The organism is Streptomyces phaeoluteigriseus, assembly GCF_001896135.2.
GTDB classification, from domain to species: domain Bacteria; phylum Actinomycetota; class Actinomycetes; order Streptomycetales; family Streptomycetaceae; genus Streptomyces; species Streptomyces phaeoluteigriseus.
In genome coordinates this window covers 213227-233136 of record NZ_MPOH02000019.1, presented here as the reverse complement: position 1 = coordinate 233136, position 19910 = coordinate 213227, and the positions used below count along the sequence as shown (strand labels likewise).

15 protein-coding genes and 4 pseudogenes are annotated in these 19910 nt (G+C 72.2%); 9 read left to right on the top strand and 10 right to left on the bottom strand.

What is annotated here, in order from left to right; all coding sequences use genetic code 11:
• A pseudogene (locus BM536_RS43365) lies at positions 1-81 on the top strand (DNA-binding response regulator); the annotation flags it as partial.
• 27 nt (positions 82-108) lie between these two features.
• Here the strand turns inward: BM536_RS43365 and BM536_RS30635 are convergent.
• The 7 genes and pseudogenes from BM536_RS30635 to BM536_RS30605 form a co-directional block, all read right to left on the bottom strand.
• On the bottom strand, positions 109-693 hold the full coding sequence (locus tag BM536_RS30635; RefSeq protein WP_073499801.1) for a hypothetical protein: 585 nt from the start codon (positions 691-693) through the stop codon (positions 109-111).
• A gap of 4 nt (positions 694-697) precedes the next feature.
• Complete coding sequence (locus BM536_RS30630; protein ID WP_073499803.1) at positions 698-2248, bottom strand: vWA domain-containing protein; 1551 nt, start codon at positions 2246-2248, stop codon at positions 698-700.
• Positions 2245-3420: a toxic anion resistance protein gene (locus BM536_RS30625; protein ID WP_211362979.1), complete on the bottom strand. Its 1176-nt coding sequence runs from the start codon at positions 3418-3420 to the stop codon at positions 2245-2247. The genes BM536_RS30630 and BM536_RS30625 overlap by 4 nt, the downstream gene beginning before the upstream one ends.
• 14 nt (positions 3421-3434) lie before the next feature.
• Complete coding sequence (locus BM536_RS30620) at positions 3435-4511, bottom strand: substrate-binding domain-containing protein (protein ID WP_073499806.1); 1077 nt, start codon at positions 4509-4511, stop codon at positions 3435-3437.
• Between the two features lie 99 nt (positions 4512-4610).
• A complete protein-coding gene (locus tag BM536_RS30615; RefSeq protein WP_079275282.1) occupies positions 4611-5225 on the bottom strand; it encodes a Uma2 family endonuclease in 615 nt (204 codons plus the stop codon).
• Positions 5226-5317: 92 nt separating this feature from the next.
• A pseudogene (locus BM536_RS30610) lies at positions 5318-5759 on the bottom strand (SCO4983 family protein).
• Positions 5760-5871: 112 nt separating this feature from the next.
• A complete protein-coding gene (locus tag BM536_RS30605; RefSeq protein ID WP_073500181.1) occupies positions 5872-7083 on the bottom strand; it encodes a pyridoxal phosphate-dependent aminotransferase in 1212 nt (403 codons plus the stop codon).
• A 124-nt stretch (positions 7084-7207) separates the two neighbouring features.
• Here BM536_RS30605 and BM536_RS30600 point away from each other — a divergent pair, with 124 nt between their 5' ends.
• Together BM536_RS30600 and BM536_RS30595 are read left to right on the top strand one after the other, a co-directional pair.
• Positions 7208-7882, top strand: a complete 675-nt coding sequence (locus BM536_RS30600; RefSeq protein ID WP_143651008.1) for a hypothetical protein — start codon at positions 7208-7210, stop codon at positions 7880-7882.
• Between the two features lie 455 nt (positions 7883-8337).
• Positions 8338-9229: pseudogene (locus tag BM536_RS30595) on the top strand (S1 family peptidase).
• 22 nt (positions 9230-9251) lie between these two features.
• On the opposite strand, the gene BM536_RS30590 reads toward BM536_RS30595, so the two are convergent.
• Together BM536_RS30590 and BM536_RS30585 are read right to left on the bottom strand one after the other, a co-directional pair.
• Complete coding sequence (locus tag BM536_RS30590) at positions 9252-10868, bottom strand: N-acyl-D-amino-acid deacylase family protein (RefSeq protein ID WP_073490863.1); 1617 nt, start codon at positions 10866-10868, stop codon at positions 9252-9254.
• A gap of 62 nt (positions 10869-10930) precedes the next feature.
• Positions 10931-12208 carry an amino acid deaminase gene (locus BM536_RS30585; RefSeq protein ID WP_073490865.1) on the bottom strand — a complete coding sequence of 426 codons (1278 nt, stop codon included), beginning with the start codon at positions 12206-12208 and terminating at the stop codon, positions 10931-10933.
• 133 nt (positions 12209-12341) lie between these two features.
• Between BM536_RS30585 and BM536_RS30580 the strand changes: the two are divergent.
• The 5 genes and pseudogenes from BM536_RS30580 to BM536_RS30560 all read left to right on the top strand — a co-directional run bounded on the left by BM536_RS30580 (position 12342) and on the right by BM536_RS30560 (position 17146).
• Positions 12342-13467: pseudogene (locus BM536_RS30580) on the top strand (sugar kinase).
• Positions 13464-14231: an IclR family transcriptional regulator gene (locus BM536_RS30575; RefSeq protein WP_073499579.1), complete on the top strand. Its 768-nt coding sequence runs from the start codon at positions 13464-13466 to the stop codon at positions 14229-14231. Before BM536_RS30580 ends, BM536_RS30575 begins: the two are co-directional and overlap by 4 nt.
• Positions 14228-14638 (top strand): RidA family protein, encoded by a 411-nt coding sequence (locus tag BM536_RS30570; protein WP_073499581.1) that lies wholly within the window; start codon positions 14228-14230, stop codon positions 14636-14638. The genes BM536_RS30575 and BM536_RS30570 overlap by 4 nt, the downstream gene beginning before the upstream one ends.
• Before the next feature lie 224 nt (positions 14639-14862).
• A complete protein-coding gene (locus BM536_RS30565; protein ID WP_073499585.1) occupies positions 14863-16284 on the top strand; it encodes a GntP family permease in 1422 nt (473 codons plus the stop codon).
• 274 nt (positions 16285-16558) lie between these two features.
• Complete coding sequence (locus BM536_RS30560; RefSeq protein ID WP_073499582.1) at positions 16559-17146, top strand: hypothetical protein; 588 nt, start codon at positions 16559-16561, stop codon at positions 17144-17146.
• Between the two features lie 30 nt (positions 17147-17176).
• On the opposite strand, the gene BM536_RS30555 is transcribed toward BM536_RS30560, so the two are convergent.
• Complete coding sequence (locus BM536_RS30555) at positions 17177-18544, bottom strand: M14 family metallopeptidase (RefSeq protein ID WP_073499584.1); 1368 nt, start codon at positions 18542-18544, stop codon at positions 17177-17179.
• A 385-nt stretch (positions 18545-18929) separates the two neighbouring features.
• Here BM536_RS30555 and BM536_RS30550 point away from each other — a divergent pair.
• The coding region (locus BM536_RS30550) for an ATP-binding protein (RefSeq protein WP_245873880.1) at positions 18930-19910 on the top strand (981 nt) is incomplete at its 3' end.

Genomic DNA, 19910 nt, shown 5'->3' with positions numbered 1-19910 from the left:
CTGCTGAAGGACGTGCACACCGCCGAACTCCTGCGGGGCATACGGGTGGTGGCGGCCGGGGACAGCGTGCTCGCCCCAGCCCGTGCCCCCCCCCGCACCGGGAACCCGCTACCGTGAGCGGTCCTCCAGATACCGGGTGTGCGACTCCTGCCGCCGCGCCTCCGTCTCGCGCAGCCCTGCGGCCAGCCGCTCCGCCTCCTCGTGCAGCAGTGTCAACTGCCGCTCCAGGTGCCGCTCCGGCGGTTCCTGGCCGGGCGCGAGCCGTGTCCACCAGCGGGTCCGCACGAACGTGTCGACCGCCTCCGGAACGTCCTGGCGCACCGCCCGGGACAGCGCGTGCAGCCCCTCCGGGTCCTGGGCGAGGATCTCGGTGACCCAGCCGGGGTCCAGCAACGCGGTCAGCAGCCCGGTCAGTTCGGTGAGCCGGCCCCCCGCCGCGGGCGGCAGATCGACGTCCGCCAGATAGGCCTTCAGCCGGTCGAAGTCGGCCCGTACCTCTTCGAGCTGCGCCGACGGGTCCGGGAAGTCCGGCAGGGCGGGCCGCTCAGGCGGCGCGATCAGCGCGCCCGCGCCGTACAGACCGGCGACCACGACGGGCCAGTACGTCCCCGCCACGCCCGTGAAGGTCAGCACCAGGCCGGCCAGCCCGCACGCGCTGCCCGCGATGTTCTTGCGGGACTCCAGGTAGCCCATGAACCTACTGGTAGCCACGGATCTCCTCGAAGGCGCCGTCCAGCGAGCCCTGCTGGGCGTCGAAGAGGCGGCCGCCGGTCAGCTCGGCGATGTGCTCCAGTTCCTCGCGGTCGGAGTCGCCGAAGAGGATGGGGAACACGGGGATGTCCTGGCGGTCCCCGGACAGCTCGCGGTAGAACGCGTCGAAGTCCTCGGCGTCCGCGCCCGCGGTGTTCTCGCCGTCCGTCATCAGCACGATCGACGTGAACGTGTCCTTGCCGGTGCCGAGACGGTCGTACGCCTTCTCCAGCGAGGTGAAGATCGCGGTCTCGCCCTCGGCCTCCAGGCCCTTGGTGTCGTCGCGGATCGCGGCGAGGCCCTCGTCCGGGTCGGCGGGGTCGACGACGTGCGTGCGCACGCTCTTCACGTCCGAGCCGAACGGCATCAGCGTGACCTCCTCCCGGTCGCGGAAGTCGCCGGTGAGGTCGGTGAGCGCCGTCTTCAGCCGGCTGAGGCGGTCGCCCTCCATCGAGCCGGAGGTGTCGAGGACGTACACGGTCCGCGAGGGGCGGCGCAGTTCGTTCTCGTAGGCGTCGAGCAGGCCGTCGGCGACGGAACGGCTGCCGGGGAAGGGCAGTTCGCGCCGCCGGCCGGTGTCCAGGCCTGCCGCGGGCGGCACCGAGGCGACGACCGGGCGGCGGTGGGTGCGGTCGGTGATCAGCCGCTGGACGGGGTCCGTGCACAGTGCCTCGGTCACCCGGCGCACGTTCTCGCGGGTCGTCGTGTCCGTCGAGGCGAGGGAGGAGAGCGGGTAGTCGGCGGTGACGACGCCGTCCTTCGGGCGGATCACGGTCAGGCCCGGGATGCCCTTGAGGACCGACTCGTAGTTGAGCAGCGCGTCGACGTCACCGCGGCGGGCGTACGCGCTCGCCAGCCAGCCCGAGGAGCCCGAGGTCAGCTTCTGCCCCTTGAAGAACTCCTTCAGCCGCGGCCCGGCCTTCGCCACGTCCGCGTCGGTGAGCGCGGACTGGGCGCCGGAGAGCGCCGAGGCGACCGAGACCAGCGTGGAGAAACCGGAGTTGGAGCGGGCCGGGTCGGTCATGCCGTAGGTGAGCCGGCCGTCCTGGACCGCCTGGTCGATCTGCGACCAGGTGACCTCCGCCGGCTTCCAGCCCAGCTTCGCGGCCGTGGCGGTGCGGACGCCGATGGCGACCGGGCTGGACATGACGGGCGTCTCCGAGACGACCTTCTCCGCCGCGTCCGGGCGCAGCCGCAGGTAGTCGTTGGAGGACAGCCATACGGCGTCGTAGCGGCCGTCGGCCTTGCCGGTGGCCAGCAGGTCCACGGCGTCGAGGGTGCCCATGTAGGTGGGCCGGAGCGTGACGCCGGTGTCCTTCCCGACCCGCTCGAAGACCGGGGTCATGTCGCTGAGTTCGCTGGAAGCCAGGACCCGCAGGGTGCCCGGCCGCGGGGCGGTCCCGTCGTCCTCGCCGTCCGTGCCGTCGTGCTGCGTGGAGCAGGCCGTGGCCGCGAGCAGGGCGAAGGAGGCGAGGACGGCGGCCAGGGGTCGTCTCATCCGAGGCCACCCTCCAGCGCGCCCTGCTTGCGGCTGCGGTCCAGATACGCGCTCGCGTGCTGGAGTTCGGACGTCAGGTTCTCCACCGTCACCGCCATCGCCTCGGTGGCCTGGACCTTGTAGCTGTCGATGGCGTCGAGGGTGCGGTAGATCTGCTGGAACGCGGTCCGCAGGGTCTCGGCCCCGACCGCCGGGTCGGCGGCGATGCGCTGGATCTCCCCGCTCTGGGTCGCGAGCATCTCCGCGTTGCCCCGGATCAGGTCCTCGGTGGTCCCGCGCAGGGCGTTGACCTGCTCGACGACCTTCTTCTGGTTGTCCAGCGCGGAGGCCAGCAGTACGGAGATCCGCAGCGCCGACACGGTCGTCGTGGCCGCCCGGTCGACGCCCTTGATCAGTTCCTCGTTGTTGCGGCGTACGACGTCCATGGCGAGGTAGCCCTGCGCGCACACCGCGAGCTGGGTCAGCAGGTCCTGGTGCTTCTGCCGGACCGGGAAGAGGACGTCGGCGCGCAGGGTGTCGGCCTGCGCGGGGTCGGTGGCCTCGACGCCGGTGAGGTGCCGCCCGACGGCGTCGTCCAGGGCCTCGGTCAGGACCACGTACTCCTGGAGCTTGCCCATGGTCTCCCACAGGCGGACCCGCTCGGTCTGCAACGAGGCGTTGTCGCGGCGCAGTTCGTCCTGGCCGCCACGGAGCGAGCCGACGATCTTGTTGAGGGTGCCCTGCGCGGAGGCGTACTTGGCGACGTGGTCGCGCAGCTTGTTGCCGCCGGGCAGCCGGGAGAGGAACCTGCGGCCCTTGTTCGCGGACAGGTCCCGCGGGTCCAGGTCCTCGACCACGCGCCGCAGTTCCACGAGCGAGCCCGCCACCTTCGACTGGGCGTCCCCGCCCTTGTCGGGCAGGCTGCGCACGGTCCGCTCCAGCATCCGGTTGGACTGCGAGGTCGCGCTGCGCATCTCGCCCGCGCCCAGCGCGGTGATCTCGCCGACCTTGCCGGCGAACTCGGGGGAGCGGGCGTCCAGGGCGGCCAGGCCGTCGACGTAGGCGGCGGCCTTCGCGGCCATGTCGGTACGGACCGCGTCGTCGACCGGGACGAGTCCGCCGGCCTTCTCCTGCGGTACGGCCGTGACGGCTTCCGGCGGGGTGAGGGTGAAGTCGTTCTCGTTGCTGCTCACTTGGTGTGTCCCCCTTATCCGCGCGCCCGCCGCGCCAGCTCGTGCAACACCGCGGAGGTGGGCACGGGGGCCTGGCGGACGCCGGTCAGCTGCTGCTTGAGATGGGCGGTGCGGCTCTCGGTGGCCGCCGCGAACTCGGCGAGGTCGCCCTGCGGACGGAAGCCGTGCCGCACGGCCAGCTTGCGCAACCCCGGGTCGGCGCCCAGGAGTTCACCGACGGCTCTGCCCCGCTCGGTCAGCGGTACGACGGTGTGGTCGCTGTTGACCGTGGTGTCCGGGTAGAGGACGACCACGTCGCCGGGGTTCGCCTGCTCGTCGAGGAGGGCGGCCACCTGGGACTCGTAGACGAGGACGAGGGGATTGCCGGCGCCGCTGACGAAGTCCCGGAAGGCCGCGTCGGTGCTGGACTGCTGGGCGCCCTGCACGCTGACCAGTTTGCGCAGCAGCGGGGCGGCCCTGTCGACCTCGGCGTCGCTCGCGACCACCTTGCCGCCGTTGGCGACGTAGGAGGCGGCGGCCAGGTAGAGGGCGCCGGAGTTGGAGGTCTGCGGGTCGGTGCTGGAGATGTAGAGGGTGCCGGTCAGCTCCCCGTACACCGCGGCGCCCCTGAGCTGCTGCCAGGTGCGGTCGTCTTTGGCCGCGTCGAGGTAGGCGGCCATGTCCAGGGTGCCGCGGCTCTTCCCGTCGAGCGTGGCCAAACGGTTCCCGGCGAGCACCTCGGCGGCCCCGCGGTGGGCCACGACGACGAGGGGCGAGTAGAACGGGCGGGGGAGGGTCCCCGTGACCTCGTACTTGGCGGCGAGTTCGGCCGCGGGCGCCTGGCTGGACGGGAAGGCGAGGTCGAATCCCTTGAGGTCCAGCCCCTCCATGGCCCAGGACCCGGAGGTCTCGGCCTTCACGGTGTAGCCCTTGGCGGCGAGGGCCTTCACCACGTCCGGATCGGCGAAGAAAGCGGCCTTCTCCGATCCGATGACCATCCGCACGGTCTTCGTTGCCGTGCCTGTCTCCTCGTTGTCCCGGCCTGCGACGACGGCGGCCACCACGCCACCGATCAGCAGCACCGCGAGGACGATTCCTGCGATACGTCTCACGCCCGGAGCGTGCTCCCGGAATCACACGTTCCCGGGTGCCCCGGATGAACGGGGAGTGAAGGAGCGGACCCGGAACGCAACGGGAACCGGCCGTTCCTGTTACGGCCGGTGCGGCGCCGCGAGTCCGGCTCGGTCCGCGCCGTCCCCGGCCTTGCCGTAGCGGCGGAAGTCGGCGGTCTCCACGGTCCACGCGCCGAACGGGACCTTGTCGCCGTAGATGTACGGGTCCTTGCGCGTGTAGCGGCCCTTGCAGGGCTCCGAGTGCACTTCGACGGTGCCGGTGCGCGGATCGACGATCAGGTGGTGCGGGATGCCCATGGCGGGGTAGTCGGCGAGCTTCTCGATGTAGTCGTTGTTCGGGTTGGACGGCGAGATGATCTCTACGACGGCGAGCACCTGTGTGGCGTCGACGGCGAGGCCCTCTTCGTCAAGGGCCTCTTCGGGGATGACGGCGGCGTCGGGGAGGCGCATGCGGCCGATTCCGGGGTGCTCGATCTCAGGGCCGTTCGCGCAGATGTATCCCGGGTGGGTGACGGGAAGCTGTGCGTCCAGCTGCTTGCAGATGCGGCGGATCGTGCCCGCGTGACGCTTCGACGGGCGCCTCATGGCCAGTACCGGGCCGGAGGGGCCGATCTCGACGCTCCAAGCTCCTTCGAGGTGCTCGGCGTAGGCCCCGAGTTCCTCGGCGATCGCGCGCATCTTCGCGTACTCCATACCCATGCGCTCAGGGTACGGAGATGTGGCGCCCGGTCCGCGCGTCGCTGCGGGTGCACGCGGACCGGGGCCGTTCGGGGGACCCGGTGGGGTCAGGCGGTGGCGGCCAGGGTGTCGGCCGCCAGGGCCGCGGCGTGGGCGTCCATGCGCTCCGCCGCCAGGATCGCCGCCGCCGTGTCGGCGCGGGACGCCGCGACCGCCGTGTCGGCGCGGGGACGCCGCGAGACCAGGGGCGCGTCCCGCGAGGGCGTGGGCCCGGCGGTGCAGGGCCGCGGAGCGGGTCGGGCCGGTGGTCGTGGCGCGGGCCGGCGGCGTGCCGCCCCGCAGCCGGGCGACCTGGCGCGCGAGGCCTTCGGCCGCGGTGTCCAGGTCGGTGGAGGGGGCCTGGGCGCGCAGTTCGTCGGTGACGGCCAGCAGTGCCGCGAGATGACTCGCGAGCTGGATGTCCAACTCCTCCTCGCGCGTGCGGTGGGGGAAGTCGGAGGTGCCGGCCATCGTGCTGTGGACCGACTTGGTGCGGATCGGTTCGTACATGAGATGGCCTCCCGAGTGCTTGCAGGAAACCATCCTAGCTTGGAATTCGTCTAAAGTTGAGTCGATCTTAGAGCCGCTTAGAGCCGGACCCGGGACTTGCCGGGCGTGGCCGTCAGGGCTGGCCGTAGCCGTCCAGGAAGCGCCCGATCCGCCCGACCGCGTCCCGCAGATCCGTCACCGTCGGCAGCGTGACCACCCGGAAGTGGTCGGGTTCCGGCCAGTTGAAGCCGGTGCCCTGGACGACCATGATCTTCTCCTGGCGCAGCAGGTCGAGGACCATCCGCCGATCGTCCTTGATCTTGAAGACCGTCGGGTCCAGGCGGGGGAAGAGGTACAGCGCCCCCTTCGGACGGACGCACGTCACGCCCGGGATCTGCGTCAGCAGCTCGTACGCCGTGTCCATCTGCTCCTTGAGCCGCCCGCCCGGCAGCACCAGCTCGTTGATCGTCTGCCGCCCGCTGAGCGCGGCCACGACCCCGTGCTGACCCGGCATGTTCGCGCACAGGCGCATGTTCGCCAGGATCGTCAGACCCTCGATGTAGGAGTCGGCGTGGGCGCGCGGCCCGGAGATCGACATCCAGCCGACCCGGTACCCGGCCACCCGGTACGCCTTCGACATGCCGTTGAAGGTGAGGGTGAGCAGGTCCGGCGCGACCTTCGCGGTCGGGATGTGCGTGGCGCCGTCGTAGAGGATCTTGTCGTAGATCTCGTCCGAGCAGACCAGCAGGTTGTGCCGGCGGGCGATGTCGGTCAGACCCCGGATCATCGCCTCGTCGTACACCGCGCCCGTCGGGTTGTTCGGGTTGATGACGACGATCGCCTTGGTGCGGTCGGTGACCTTGCGCTCGACGTCCGCGAGGTCCGGCATCCAGTCGGACTGCTCGTCGCAGCGGTAGTGCACGGCGGTGCCGCCGGACAGGGACACGGCGGCGGTCCACAGGGGGTAGTCGGGCGCCGGGACGAGGACCTCGTCGCCGTCGTCCAGCAGGCCCTGCATCGCCATCACGATCAGCTCGGACACGCCGTTGCCGATGAAGACGTGCTCGACGTCCGTCTCGATGCCCAGCGTCTGGTTGTGCATGACCACCGCGCGGCGCGCGGCCAGCAGGCCCTTGGCGTCGCCGTAGCCGTGCGCCGAGGAGACGTTGCGCAGTATGTCCTCGAGGATCTCCGGCGGGCAGTCGAAGCCGAACGCGGCCGGGTTCCCGGTGTTCAGCTTGAGGATGCGGTGCCCTGCCGCCTCCAGGCGCATCGCCTCCTCGAGAACCGGGCCCCGGATCTCGTAACAGACGTTGCTGAGCTTGGTCGACTGGATCACCTGCATGTCTGGGAGCTTACGGCCCGGTAACGCCCCTCGGGGCGTGTTTTCCGCCACGTGAGACGCCGGGTTTGCCACGATATCGCCGCCCGCTGTCCCGGAGGCCCCCACGTCTCTACAATCCCCGGCCATGTCCAGGCCAGGTGAGAGCGCCAACCGTCCGGTTCGGCCGAACGTGTATCTCCCGTACGTCGAGGCCGACCCGCCGCCGTACGAGGCGTACCGGGATCCGGCCGCGGCGCACGGGTGGGAGAACGCCTACGACGAGACCAGCGAGCTGCCTCGCATCGCCGAGGCGCGGGCCCCGCACGAGTACGACCCGGAGGTCACCGGCGGGCGCGCGGACCGGCGGCGGGCCGCCCGCAGGCCCCGGCGCGCGGTCACCGCCCTCGGCGCGGTGGGCGTCGTCTCGGTGGCCGCGCTGGTCGCCGGCTTCGCCTTCACCTCATCGTCGGACGACACGGAGAAGGGCCGGCCGGAGGGCACCCGCTCGGCCGCGGCGCCGGACTCGGCCGGGGGCGGTAGCGGTGGGGGCGGCGGGGAGACGGAGTCCCCGTCCCTCCCCCCTGAGACGGATGCCGGGCGGCCCGCCGCGGCCGGGACGTCGCCCACCGGCGCGGAGTCCACGCCCTCGCCGACCGCCACGGCCTCCAGGCCGCCGACCACATCCCCTTCGGCCACTCCCACGGCCAGCTCCACCCCCTCCGAGACCGGCTCGCGCCGGCGACCGACTCGGGCAAAGGAGCCCCCAAGGGACGGGGCAAACGGCCCCGGTAGGCGGGGACGGGGCGAACGGCCCCGGTAGGTCGGGACGCGAGAACGACACGACGCCCTGAGGCACGCACGCCTGCGAAATGCGCCGGGCAGCTCCCACCGGCCCGTGCCGACTCCCTGCCGGCTGCCTGCTGGTCCAGGCCGGTGTGCCTCGTCGGCTCGTGCCGGCCCTCGGCTCGCGCTCCGTCGTCCCGGACTGCCCCGGCCCGGTCGCCGCACGACCCGCCCACGGCGCACAGACCGGCGGGCACGCCACCGGAGCCGGCTCGACCCGTGGCCGCCCGTCATCTGTCCCGGCTGCCTCCGCCGGCCTCTCGTCCTGTCCGTCGGCCACCGCTGCCGGCGGCTGAAAAGTGATCCTTGCCCTCCCCTCCCCCTGCGCTAACAATGCGCATGACAAAAAGGTGTGCGTGATCCATCGCGTGTGTCACAGCAGCGGCGGCCGGAAGATCTCCGGTCGCCTTGTCGTCAGAGGGGACCCCCCACATGAGAAAGCCTCTCGTCGCCGCGCTCATCGCCCTGGCCATCGCCGGGGCCGGTGCGCGCCCGCGGTCGCGCGCCCGTGAGCGAGGCGCCGGCAGCCGTGAGCAAGGCTTCGACGCCGGCGGTCGCGGACACGAAGGCGGTCGCGTCGCCGACCCTCCAGGCCGTCACCCTGGCCGGGACCGTCGCGCTGAGCAACTGTTCCGGCTCCCTGGTCCGCTTCCCGAACTCGCTCGACACCGACCCGGCACTGGTCCTCAGCAACGGCCACTGCCTGGAGACGGGATTCCCGGCGCCGGGCCAGGTCATCGTCAACCGGGCCTCCAGCCGCACCTTCGGGCTGCTCAACTCCGCCGGTACCCGGGTCGCCACCCTGCGCGCCAGCAAGATCGCCTACGCGACGATGACCGACACGGACGCCTCGGTCTACCAGCTCACCAGCACGTACGCGACGATCCGCAGTTCGTACGGCATCAGCGCGCTCACCGTGCAGGACACGCACCCCACCGCCGGCACCGCGATCACCGTCGCCTCCGGCTACTGGAAGCGGCTGTACAGCTGCAACGTCGACGCGTTCGTGTACCGCCTCAAGGAGGGCGACTGGACCTGGAAGGACTCGGTCCGTTACACCTCCGCCTGCCAGACCATCGGCGGCACCTCCGGCTCGCCGGTGATCGACCAGGCCACCGGCAAGGTCGTCGCCGTCAACAACACCGGCAACGAGGACGGCCAGTCCTGCACGGTGAACAACCCGTGCGAGGTCGACGCGAGCGGCAACGTCACCGTCCGCCAGGGCATCAACTACGCCCAGCAGACCTACCAGTTCCCGGCCTGCTTCACGACCCGCAACCAGCTCAACCTGAGCGCCGCCGGGTGCGTCCTGCCCAAGCCGTAGCGCCACGCGGAGGGGCGGTCCGTCACCCGGCCACGGGACCGCGGCGGACCGCCCGCCCCGCCAGTACGTCCGTCCGCCGGCCGTCCTCGATGACGAACCGGCCGTCGACCAGGACGTACGGGATGCCGGTGGGCGGCGTGCGCGGCGCGTCGTAGGTCGAGCCCGCGGCCACCGTCCGCGGGTCGAACAACACCAGGTCCGCCCGGTGGCCCTCGCGGATCAGGCCCCGGTCGGGCAGGCGCAGTCGGGCCGCCGGGCGGCCGGTGAGGCGGGCGACGCACTCCTCCAGCGACAGGACGCCCAACTCCCGCACGTACTGCCCGAGATACCGCGGGAAGGTGCCGTACGCGCGCGGGTGGGGCTTGGTGCCCTGGAGGATGCCGTCCGAGCCGCCGGTGTGGACGCGGTGGCGCATGATCGCGCGCACGTTCTCCTCGTGGCCGACGTGCTGGAGGATCGCCGGGGCGAGCCGGTCCTCGACCAGGAGCCGGCGGGCGGTCGCCCAGGGCGCCTCGCCGCGCAGCGCCGCCGATTCCCGCACCGTACGGCCGACGTACTCGCCGAGTCCGGCGCCGCCGACGCCGGAGATCTCGATGGTGTCCCAGTCGACCGGCACGCCGTGGCAGCCGTCCGAGCCCAGGGCCTCCAGCTCGTGGCGGATCCGCTCGGCGGTCCCGTCGTCCGTCAGCCGCCGCAGGGTCTCCTCCGGGCCGCCCTCGCTCGCCCAGCTCGGCAGCAGGGCCACCAGGGTGGTGCAGCCGGCGGTGTAGGGATACGTGTCGAGGGTGAGGTCGGCCCCGGCGGCCAGCGCCTCGTCCAGCAGGGCCAGCAGCTCGGGTGCCCGGCCCTCGTTCACGCCGAAGTTCATGGTGGCGTGGGCGAGATGGAGCGGGCAGCCGGCCTGCCGGGACAGCTCCACCATCTCCGCGTACGCCTCCAGGGCTCCCGCGCCGTAGGAGCGGTGGTGCGGGCAGTAGTAGCCGCCGTACGAGGCCACCACCCGGCACAGTTCGGTCAGTTCGGCGTTCTTGGCGTACATGCCGGGCGTGTAGGTCAGCCCGGAGGACATGCCGACCGCGCCCTGCTCCAGTCCCTCGGCGACCAGTTGCCGCATCCGGTCCAGCTCGGCGGGGGTCGCCTCGCGGTCGTCCCAGCCGACGACGAGCGCGCGGACCGTGCCCTGGGGGATGAGGTAGGCGGCGTTGACGGCGATACCGCGGTCCAGGCGGTCGAGGTACTCGCCCACCGACCGCCAGTCGAAGTCGATGTCCTCGCCCGAGCCGTTCCACCCGGCGATGGACCGGCGCACTCCGTCGAGCGTGCGGTCGTCGACCGGCGCGTACGACAGGCCGTCCTGGCCCAGCACCTCCAGCGTCACGCCCTGCGCGGCCTTCGCGCTGTGGTCCGGGTCGCGCAGCAGGGCGAGGTCGCTGTGGGCGTGCATGTCGATGAAGCCGGGGGACAGGACGAGTCCCTCGGCGTCCAGTTCGCGGACCGCCTTCGGGCGCTGGCAGCCGGCGGCCGCCGCCTCCTTGACGATCGAGACGATCCTGCCGCCGTCGACCACCACGTCGGCGCGGTAGGAGTCCGCACCCGTGCCGTCGACGACGTCCGCGTCCCGGATGACGAGATCTTCCACGACCGAACCTCCCAGAAGAACGTGACGAGCAGAAGAACGTGAGGACCAGAAGGCCGTACGGACTAGAAGAACGTGCGGATGTAGTCGACGACCGTGCCGTCCGCCTCCGCCAGCGGGATCAGCTGCCACTTGTCGAAGGACGTGCACGGGTGGGACAGCCCGAGGCCGACCCAGTCGCCCACCTCGAGGTCCGCGTCCGGGTCCGTCCGCAGCCAGGCGTGCTGGTCGGACAGGGCGGTCACCTCGATGCCGGCCGCCGCCCGCTCGACGCCGTCCCGCCGGACCACCTGGGCGAAGGGCAGGTCGAGGTCGTAGGCGGCGTCCCGCTTGCCGGCGTTCACGAAGGCCTGCTCGGCGGACGGCCGGGACACCACCTGCGCCCAGAGGCGGAACGCCGGTTCCAGGGCGCCCTCCTCGGGGACACGGTTGAACGGCGTGATCTTGCGGTAGTGGCCGTCGTCGTGCGAGACGTAGGCGCCGGAGCGGAGCAACTTCAGGACGGGCGCGGAGAGTTCGGGAATACCGGCGAAGACGTCGGCGACCGCGTCGAACCAGGCGCTGCCACCCGCGCTCACGACGATCTCCGTCACGCCCGCGAACCGCCCCGCCTTGTCGAAGTCCACGGCCAGCGCCACCAGTCGGCGCAGCCAGGCGTGCACGCGCTCCGGGTCGGCCCCCGGCACCTCGCCCTCGTACCCCGCGACGCCCACCAGCCGCAGGGCCGGCGCCGCGGCCACCGCGTCCGCGACCGCCGCGCACTCCGCCTCCGTGCGGACCCCCGTGCGGGCGCCCTCGCCCGCGGCCAGTTCGACGACCACGTCCAGCGGGCGGGCCGCCCCGCGCAGGGCCGCGTCCATCAGCTCCACGCCGCGCACGGAGTCGACGTAGCAGACGAAGGAGAAGGAGGGGTCGGCGGCCAGTTCCGCCGCGGTCCAGCGCAGGGCCGCCGGGTCGACCAGCTCGTTCGCCAGGAAGACCCGCCGGACGCCGTACGCCCGCGCCACGCGGACCTGGTGGGGGACGGCGAGGGTGATGCCCCAGGCGCCGTGCTCGATCTGCCGCCGGAACAGCCGTGGCGCCATGGAGGTCTTGCCGTGCGGGGCGAAGGCGAGGCCGTGGCGGCTCGCGTACGTCTCCATGAGCCGCAGGTTGTGGTCCAGGCGCTCCGCGGACAGGGCGAGGACGGGCGCGCTGAAACCGCCGGTGAAAAGGTTGCGGCGCTGGGCGGCCAGTTCGCCGACCGACAGACCGTCGGCGTCCGGCGGGAGGCCCTTGAAACGGTGGTCGACGCGCTCCTCGGCGAGCCGCGCGAGCGCGTCGGTTCCGGGATCCAGGGCCATGCGAGCCTCCTGAAGTGATGTGTTGCGTCATGTGCAACGCTCATTGCGTATGTCGCTAACCGCTGTCTAACATCTCGGCCAACGCGAGGTCAACGGAGCCGACCCGCACACCGACCAGGGAGCAGCGACGATCGTGACCGCCACCGGACCCCGCAACGCCCCCGACGTCGTGGACGTCGTCGCGCTCGGCGAGTCCATGGTCACCTTCCTGCCCTCCCGACCCGGCCGCCTCGCCGACGTCCCCTCCTTCGACCGGGCCATCGGCGGCGCCGAGTCCAACGTCGCCTGCGTGCTGGCCGCCGCCGGCCACTCGGCCCGATGGATCAGCAGCGTCGGCGCCGACGGGTTCGGCGACCACCTCGTCGAGACGATCGGGGCGTACGGCGTCGACGTCACGGCCGTCCGGCGCGACCCCGCGCGGCCGACGGGCGTGTACTTCCGCACCGCCGGGGACCGGGCGACCGACGCCCACGAGGTGGCGTACTACCGGGCCGGGTCGGCGGCCTCCGCGATGACCGCGGGGAACGTCGACCTCACCGCCGCGCGGGCCGGACGCGTCCTGCACCTCACCGGGATCACCGCCGCCCTCTCCGGGGAGTGCCGCGGACTCCTCCACGAGCTGACCGCGCCCCGCCCCGGCCGGCCGCTCGTCTCCTTCGACGTCAACCACCGTCCCGGACTCTGGCCGGACGACGACGACCCACGCGTCCTGCTGGAACTCGCCCGCGGCGCCGACCTCGTGTTCGTCGGGGCGGACGAGGCGGAGGAGGCGTGGGGCCTGCACGGGACCGAGGCCGTCCGCCGCGCCCTGCCCGGCCCCGCCACGCTCGTCGTCAAGCAGGGCGGACACGGCGTCACCGTGTTCGACGCCGGCCACGTCACCTTCGTGCCCGCCCCGCGCGTCGACGTCGTCGCCGCCGTCGGCGCGGGGGACGCCTTCGCCGCGGGCTTCCTCTCCGCGACCCTGCGCGCACTGCCCATGAAGGCCCGCCTCCGCCACGGCCACCTCTGGGCCGCCGCCGCCCTCACCGCCCCCGGCGACCTCGCCGTACCCCCGCCCGCCACCGCCCCCCCTCGCCGTGCCCCCGCCCGCCCGGCGCCCGGCCACCGCCCCTCGTGGAGCGGCCGCGCCGCGCCCCGCCTGGATCGCACACGCCGACCGCCTCGCCGCCCTCGACGACGGCGCGTGGGGGAGACTTCGACTCGGCCCCGGCTGGACGCAAGCCGCGGCGGCCACCGAGGAGGTACCCACCCCATGAGCCAGACCGTCGACCGCGCCCTGAGCATCCTGCCGCTGCTCGCCGAGGGCCCCGCCGATCTCGGACAGGTCGCCGACCGCCTCGGCGTCCACAAGTCCACCGCCCTGCGGCTGCTGCGGACCCTGCACGAGCACGGGCTCGTCTACCGCCAGTCCGACCAGCGCTACCGGCTCGGCGCCCGCCTTTTCGCGCTCGCCCAGGAGGCCATGGAGAACCTCGACATCCGCGAGATCGCCCACCCCCACCTGGCCCGGCTCAACGAACGCTGCGGACACACCGTGCACCTCGCCGTGTACGAGGAGGGCGAGGTCCTCTACATCGACAAGGTGGAGAGCCGCTACCCGGTGCGGATGTACTCGCGGATCGGCAAGCCGGTCGCCATCACCGTCGCCGCTGTCGCCAAGCTGCTCCTGGCCGACCTGCCCGAGCCGGAGCGGCGCACGATCGCCGAGCGGCTCGAATACCCCCTCTACACGGCCCGTTCCACCCCCAACCCGCCTGCTTTCCTGCGGGAGTTGACGAAGGTGCGCGAACAGGGCTGGGCCACCGACCTCGGCGGCCACGAGGAGTCCATCAACTGCGTCGCCGCACCGATCCGCGGTGCCGACGGCCGGGTGGTCGCCGCGATGTCGGTCTCCGCGCCGAACGTCGTCGTCACCGCCGACGAACTCCTCACCCTCCTCCCGCAGGTGCGCCGCACGGCGGACGACATCAGCGGCGAGTACTCCGGCAGGACCTCAGCGAAGGACACCGTACGACCATGACCGACAAGATCGCGCTCACGCCCAGCACCCACACCACTCCGCCCGCGAAGTTCTCGCACGGAGTGCGGAAGGGCAACATCCTCCAGGTGGCCGGCCAGGTCGGCTTCCTGCCCGCCGAGGAGGGCGAGCCCCCCACACCGGCCGGCCCCACCCTGCGCGAGCAGACCCTCCAGACCCTCGCCAACGTCAAGGCGATCCTGGAGGAGGGCGGCGCGAGCTGGGACGACGTGATGATGATCCGCGTCTATCTGACCGACGTGGACCACTTCGCCGAGATGAACGACCTCTACAACGCCTACTTCGAGGAGCAGGCGCTCACCGCCCCGCCCGCCGCCCGCACGACGGTCTACGTCGGCCTCCCCGCCGGCCTCCTCATCGAGATCGACGCGCTCGCCGTCCTGGGCTGAGCCCGCTCCTCCGACGGCCCGCCGACTCCCGCACGCACCAGCCGACTCCCGCACGCACCAGATCCGCACGCCGTACGACGGCACGGCGACCCCCCGGTCCGGGGGCGCGCCGTGCCGCGATCCGCCCTGCCCGAAAGCTCCATGTTCTTACGCAGAGGACCCCCGAATGCCCCTCCCCCGCTCCCCTCGCGGCCGCCGCCGAAGCCCCACCCCACACCGGCGGACTGCTCCTGCTCATCGACGGCACGGCCGGACTGCTCACGGTCGCCGCCCTCGGCATCGCCCTCCTGCTCGTCCTGATCATCAAGGTCAGGCTCCAGCCGTTCGTCGCCCTGCTCGCCGTCTCCATAGCCGTCGGCCTGTCGGCCGGACTGTCCGTCACCGAACTCTTCGGCACCGTCCAGCGCTCGGACGCCGTCTCCACCATCGAGTCCGGCATGGGCGGCATCCTCGGCCACGTCGCGATCATCATCGGCCTCGGCACCATGCTCGGCGCGGTCCTCGAGGTCAGCGGCGGCGCCGAGGTCCTGGCCTCCCGGCTCCTCAACCTCTTCGGTGAGAAGCGGGCACCCCTCGCGATGGGCATGACCGGCCTCATCTTCGGCATCCCCGTCTTCTTCGACGTCGGCATCTTCGTCCTCGCGCCGATCGTCTACGCCGCCGCCAGGCGCAGCGGCAAGTCGATCCTGCTGTACTGCCTCCCCCTGCTCGCCGGCCTGTCGATGACCCACGCCTTCCTGCCCCCGCACCCCGGCCCGGTGGCCGCCGCCGGACTCCTCCACGTCGACCTCGGCTGGGTCATCCTCATGGGCGTCGTGTGCGGCATCCCCGCGGTGCTGGCCGCGTGGGCGTACTCCGCGTGGATCGGGCGCCGCCTCTTCGTCGCCGTACCGCAGGACATGGTCGAGGCGGCGGCGGAGGCCCGGTCGGCCGTCGTCGAGGAGCAGCGGACGCAGGGCGTCGTCCCGCGCGAGGACCCGGTACCGCTGGGCACGGTCCTCGGCATCATCGGTACGCCGCTGGTGCTGATCCTCGCGGCCACGTTCTCCTCGATCGCCCTGGACCCCTCCACCACGCGCTCGGTGATCGAGTTCTTCGGCAGCCCGTTCGTGGCCCTCACGATCGCCCTGCTCCTCGCCTACTACCTGCTCGGCATCCGGCGCGGCTGGTCCCGCAAGTCCCTGGAGACCGTCTCCACGGCCTCGTTGAAGCCGGTCGGAAACATCCTGCTGGTCGTCGGCGCGGGCGGCGTCTTCGGCGCCGTGCTGAAGGCGAGCGGGGTCGCGCAGGCCCTTTCGGACACCTTCAACGACGTGGGTCTGCCGGTGCTGGTGCTGTCGTACCTGATCTCGGTGGTCCTGCGGGTCGCCCAGGGCTCGGCGACGGTGGCGATCGTGACGACCGCGGGCATCGTGGCGCCGCTGCTCGCCGAGGGGGACCACTCGCAGGCCTTCGTCGCCCTCGTCATCATGGCCATCTCGGCCGGCTCGATCTTCGCCTCGCACGTCAACGACGGCGGCTTCTGGATGGTCGCCAAGTACTTCGGGATCAGCGAGCGGGACACCCTCAGGACGTGGACCGTGCTGGAGACGGTGCTGTCGGTCGTCGGGTTCGTCGTGGCGGCCGTATTGAGCCTGTTCGTCTAGGGCCTGTCGTTTGGATCACGCCGCAGACGCGGGGCCCGGCACGCACATCTGCCGCGTTGTCGTCACACGCCGACGCTCCGCGTCGACTCCCTCCTCCGCCTCGCGGCCGCACGCACCAGGCCCCGCTCACCGCGCTGAACAGCACCGTTGGTTTCCTGCGGCCTGATCCAAACGACAGGCCCCAGCCGCGGTCACTCGCTCGCGTGTAGGCGTCTCATAACGAAGTGGGGGGCTGACTGTGTCCGGCACAGGATCTTCGACCATACTGCCCGCTGTGGAGCAGCGTATAGGTTCGAGCAGCCAGCCCCTGGAGGGCGCCGGATTCGATCCGGCATTCATCCCCGGGCTCACCTCGCCCGTGACCGCGGAGGCGAAGGACGCGAAGCCGAAGGACGCGAAGCCGGGAGCCGCGAAGCCGGAGGACGACTCGGAGGGCGACGCGGCGGACACCGCCGGGCACGCCTCGGACAGCCGATCGGCGGCGGCGGCCGACGAGTCGGAGGGCGCGGAGTCGGAGGACTCCGAGTCCGGGGAGCCTTCGGACGGTCCCGTCTTCGAGGCCGCCGACCGCCGGGCGCGGATCGTCGCCGACGCCCGGGGCGTCCGCCTCCGCCTCGACGAGGAGGAGTGCGAGTTCCGTTGGGAGGAGATCGGCGCGATCGAGACGGAAGTCCCGCGGTTCGGGAAGCGGTTGACCATCACGGTGCACACCCCTGACCGCCGCTGGTACCCGATCGAGATCGAGGCGACGGCCAGGGGCCGCTTCAAGGAGTGGGACGAGCAGCTGGACGCCGTTCTCGACGCCTACTTCGACGACGAGGCCGACGCCGACGGCAAGGCCGACGAGGCCGACGCCGACTAGCGGGCGCCGACTAGCGGGCGCCGCCGACCGCTAGCCGCAGTACTGCGCCTGCTTTCCGATGGACCGGTACATGCAGTCCGAGTTCTCCAGCAGTTGCAGCACCGCGTCCTTGTTGCGCGCGGTCTCCCGCTCGATGACCTCGTCGGGCGGGTAGAAACCGCCGCCGCCCGACGAGCCCGGGTACATCTCGAAGGTGTACGCGAAGATCTTGTGCGTGCCCCAGAGGTAGTCGTCGATCGACCCGTCCGTGATGTACAGGTCGCTCGCCTGCTCCGGGGTGTACCCGTTGCTCGCGGCCATCGAACGGCCGACCGTGGCGAAGGCGTTGCGGTCGTCCGCGGTCATGCCGGTGGTCGTGTCCGCCGAGGTGTATCCGAAGGGCCACAGCACCAGTTCGCTGTACGTGTGGAAGTCGATGCCGGCCTTGATCTGCTGGACGCCGCCCACGACCCGGCTGCGCACGAAGTTCGCGACCACCTTCACCTCGGGCGCCGACTCGGGCGCCGTGCCCCGGTACGTCTCGGAGGACGGCGAGCCCGAGGAGCCGCCACAGCAGCCCCACCGGTAGGCCCAGTTGCGGTTCATGTCCGTACCGACCGCCGTGGAACCGGAGTTGGGCTGGCGGTTCTTGCGCCATGACCGGTAGGCGCCGGTGGCGACGTCGTACTCGCCGCCGTCGGGGTTGAGGTCGGGCACGATCCAGATCTCCCGGTTGTTGACCATGTTGGTGACCCGGGAGTCGGTGCCGTAACCGGCGCCCAGCTCGCGGATCAGGTACAGGGCCATCTCCACCGTCAGGTGCTCACGGGCGTGCTGATGGTGCGTGAACAGCACCTCGGGCTCGGCCTCGTCGGTGCCGACGTTGTCGCTGATCTTGATGGCGACGATGTTCCGGCCCTGGTAGGAGGTGCCGATCACCCGCTTGCTGATGATGTTCGGGTAGGCCGCGACGCGCTGGTCGATCTCCGCGTTCATCTCGGCGTAGTTGTGGTAGCGCGCGTCGGCGGACGGGAAGTCGTAGAGCCGCACCTCTCCCTCGGCGGTGCGGTCCGGGGCGGCGCCCAGCGGGGCGACCTCGTAGCCCTGCGCGCGCAGCTTCCTGATCTGGTCCGCGCGGCCGGAGACGACGACGGTCTCCTCGTCGGCCTCGTCGACGCTCACCCCGGACCCGGCGATCGCGGTGCGCATCTGGGCCGTGCTGTGATGGACGTGGATCTCGTACTGGCGGATGTCGTCGGCGGAAGCCGCAGGCTTCGCGGCGCTGCCGGCCGCCGCGTTCGTGGCCGTCGCCGAGATCGGCGCGGCGAGGGCGAGGGCCATCAGGGCGGCCAGCGCGGCGGTTCGTCTGCCGCTGCGGCCGGGGCCGCGGGTGCCTGCGCCGCGTGTGCGGAGTCGCATGGGTTCTCCTCGGTTCTCCAGAAGTCCGGGATCGCCGGACACGTGGGGGATGGAGCGGGGACGGAACTGTGTGCCGGCTGTGCTCGGCATGCGGGGTGCCGCTCATCGTCGGGGTATGACATGGTCAGGTCAAGGGCGACCAAGGCGCCGAGTGGCCGGAATCGTACGGAGCGACCGCGCGGGGGAGGAGGGCCGTCGCGCCGAGGGCGGCCGCGCAGTGTACGCGTGACCAGCCCTCAGAAGGCGGACCCGGGCAAAGTGCACCCGCGGGTGTGAGTCGCGCGTGCATATATGTACGCCCCGGGGAAGGCTGAGGGTCCGCGCACAAGAGGAGTCCGGCCCTCCGGCTCCTTCGAGGAACCCACCCCCAGAGGACTGGCTGATCATGGGCGGATCAGCGCCGAGCCGGGACGGCCACCTGCCGGTGGAGACGACCAGCTTCGTCGATCGGCGCGGCGAACTGGCCGAAGGACACGAGCTGTTGGCGCGCGCCCGGCTGGTGACCCTGACCGGCCCCGGCGGCGTCGGCAAGACCCGGCTTGCCGGGCGGATCGCGTCGCGCGTCGCCCGCGCCTTCCCCGACGGCGTGCGCTTCGTGCACCTCTCCGGCCTGTACGATCCCGAACTCGTCCCGCTCGCCGTCGCCGACGTGCTCGGCCTGCACGACCACTCCGCCCGCCCGGCACTCGACGCCCTCGTGGAACGCCTCCGGGACCGGCGGCTGCTCCTCGTCGTCGACAACTGCGAGCATCTGCTGCCCGCCTGCGCCGCGCTGGCGGGCGCGCTGCTGCACGGCACCACCGGCGTCCGGATCCTCGCCACCAGCCGGCACCGGCTCGGCCTCACCGAGGAACACCTGATGGACGTACGGCCGTTGCCCGTCCCCGATCCGGACGGCGACCTCTCCGCCGCCGACGGCTACCCGGCCCTCGCCCTGTTCGCCGACCGGGCCGCCGCAGTCGTCCCCGGCTTCCGCCTCACCGCCGCGAACCGGGCGTCCGTGGCCCGCCTCTGCCGCCGCCTCGACGGCCTCCCGCTCGCCATCGAACTGGCCGCCGTGCGGATGCGCGTCCTCGACGCCGACCAGCTCCTGGCCCGCCTCGACGACCGCTACCGCCTCCTCAGCGCGGGCAGCCCCACGGCCGCCCCCCGTCACCGGACCCTGCGGGCGGCGGTCGCCTGGTCCCACGAACTGTGCGGGGAGGTGGAACAGGGGGTGTGGGCCCGCCTGTCGGTCCTCCCGGCAAGCTTCGACCTGGAGACGGCGGAGGCGGTGTGCGGGGACGCGGACGCGGGGGAGCGGCCGGGAGGGGGGCCCGGTGAACCCCCCGAGGGCTCCACCCCCGGACCCCCGACCTCTCCCCAC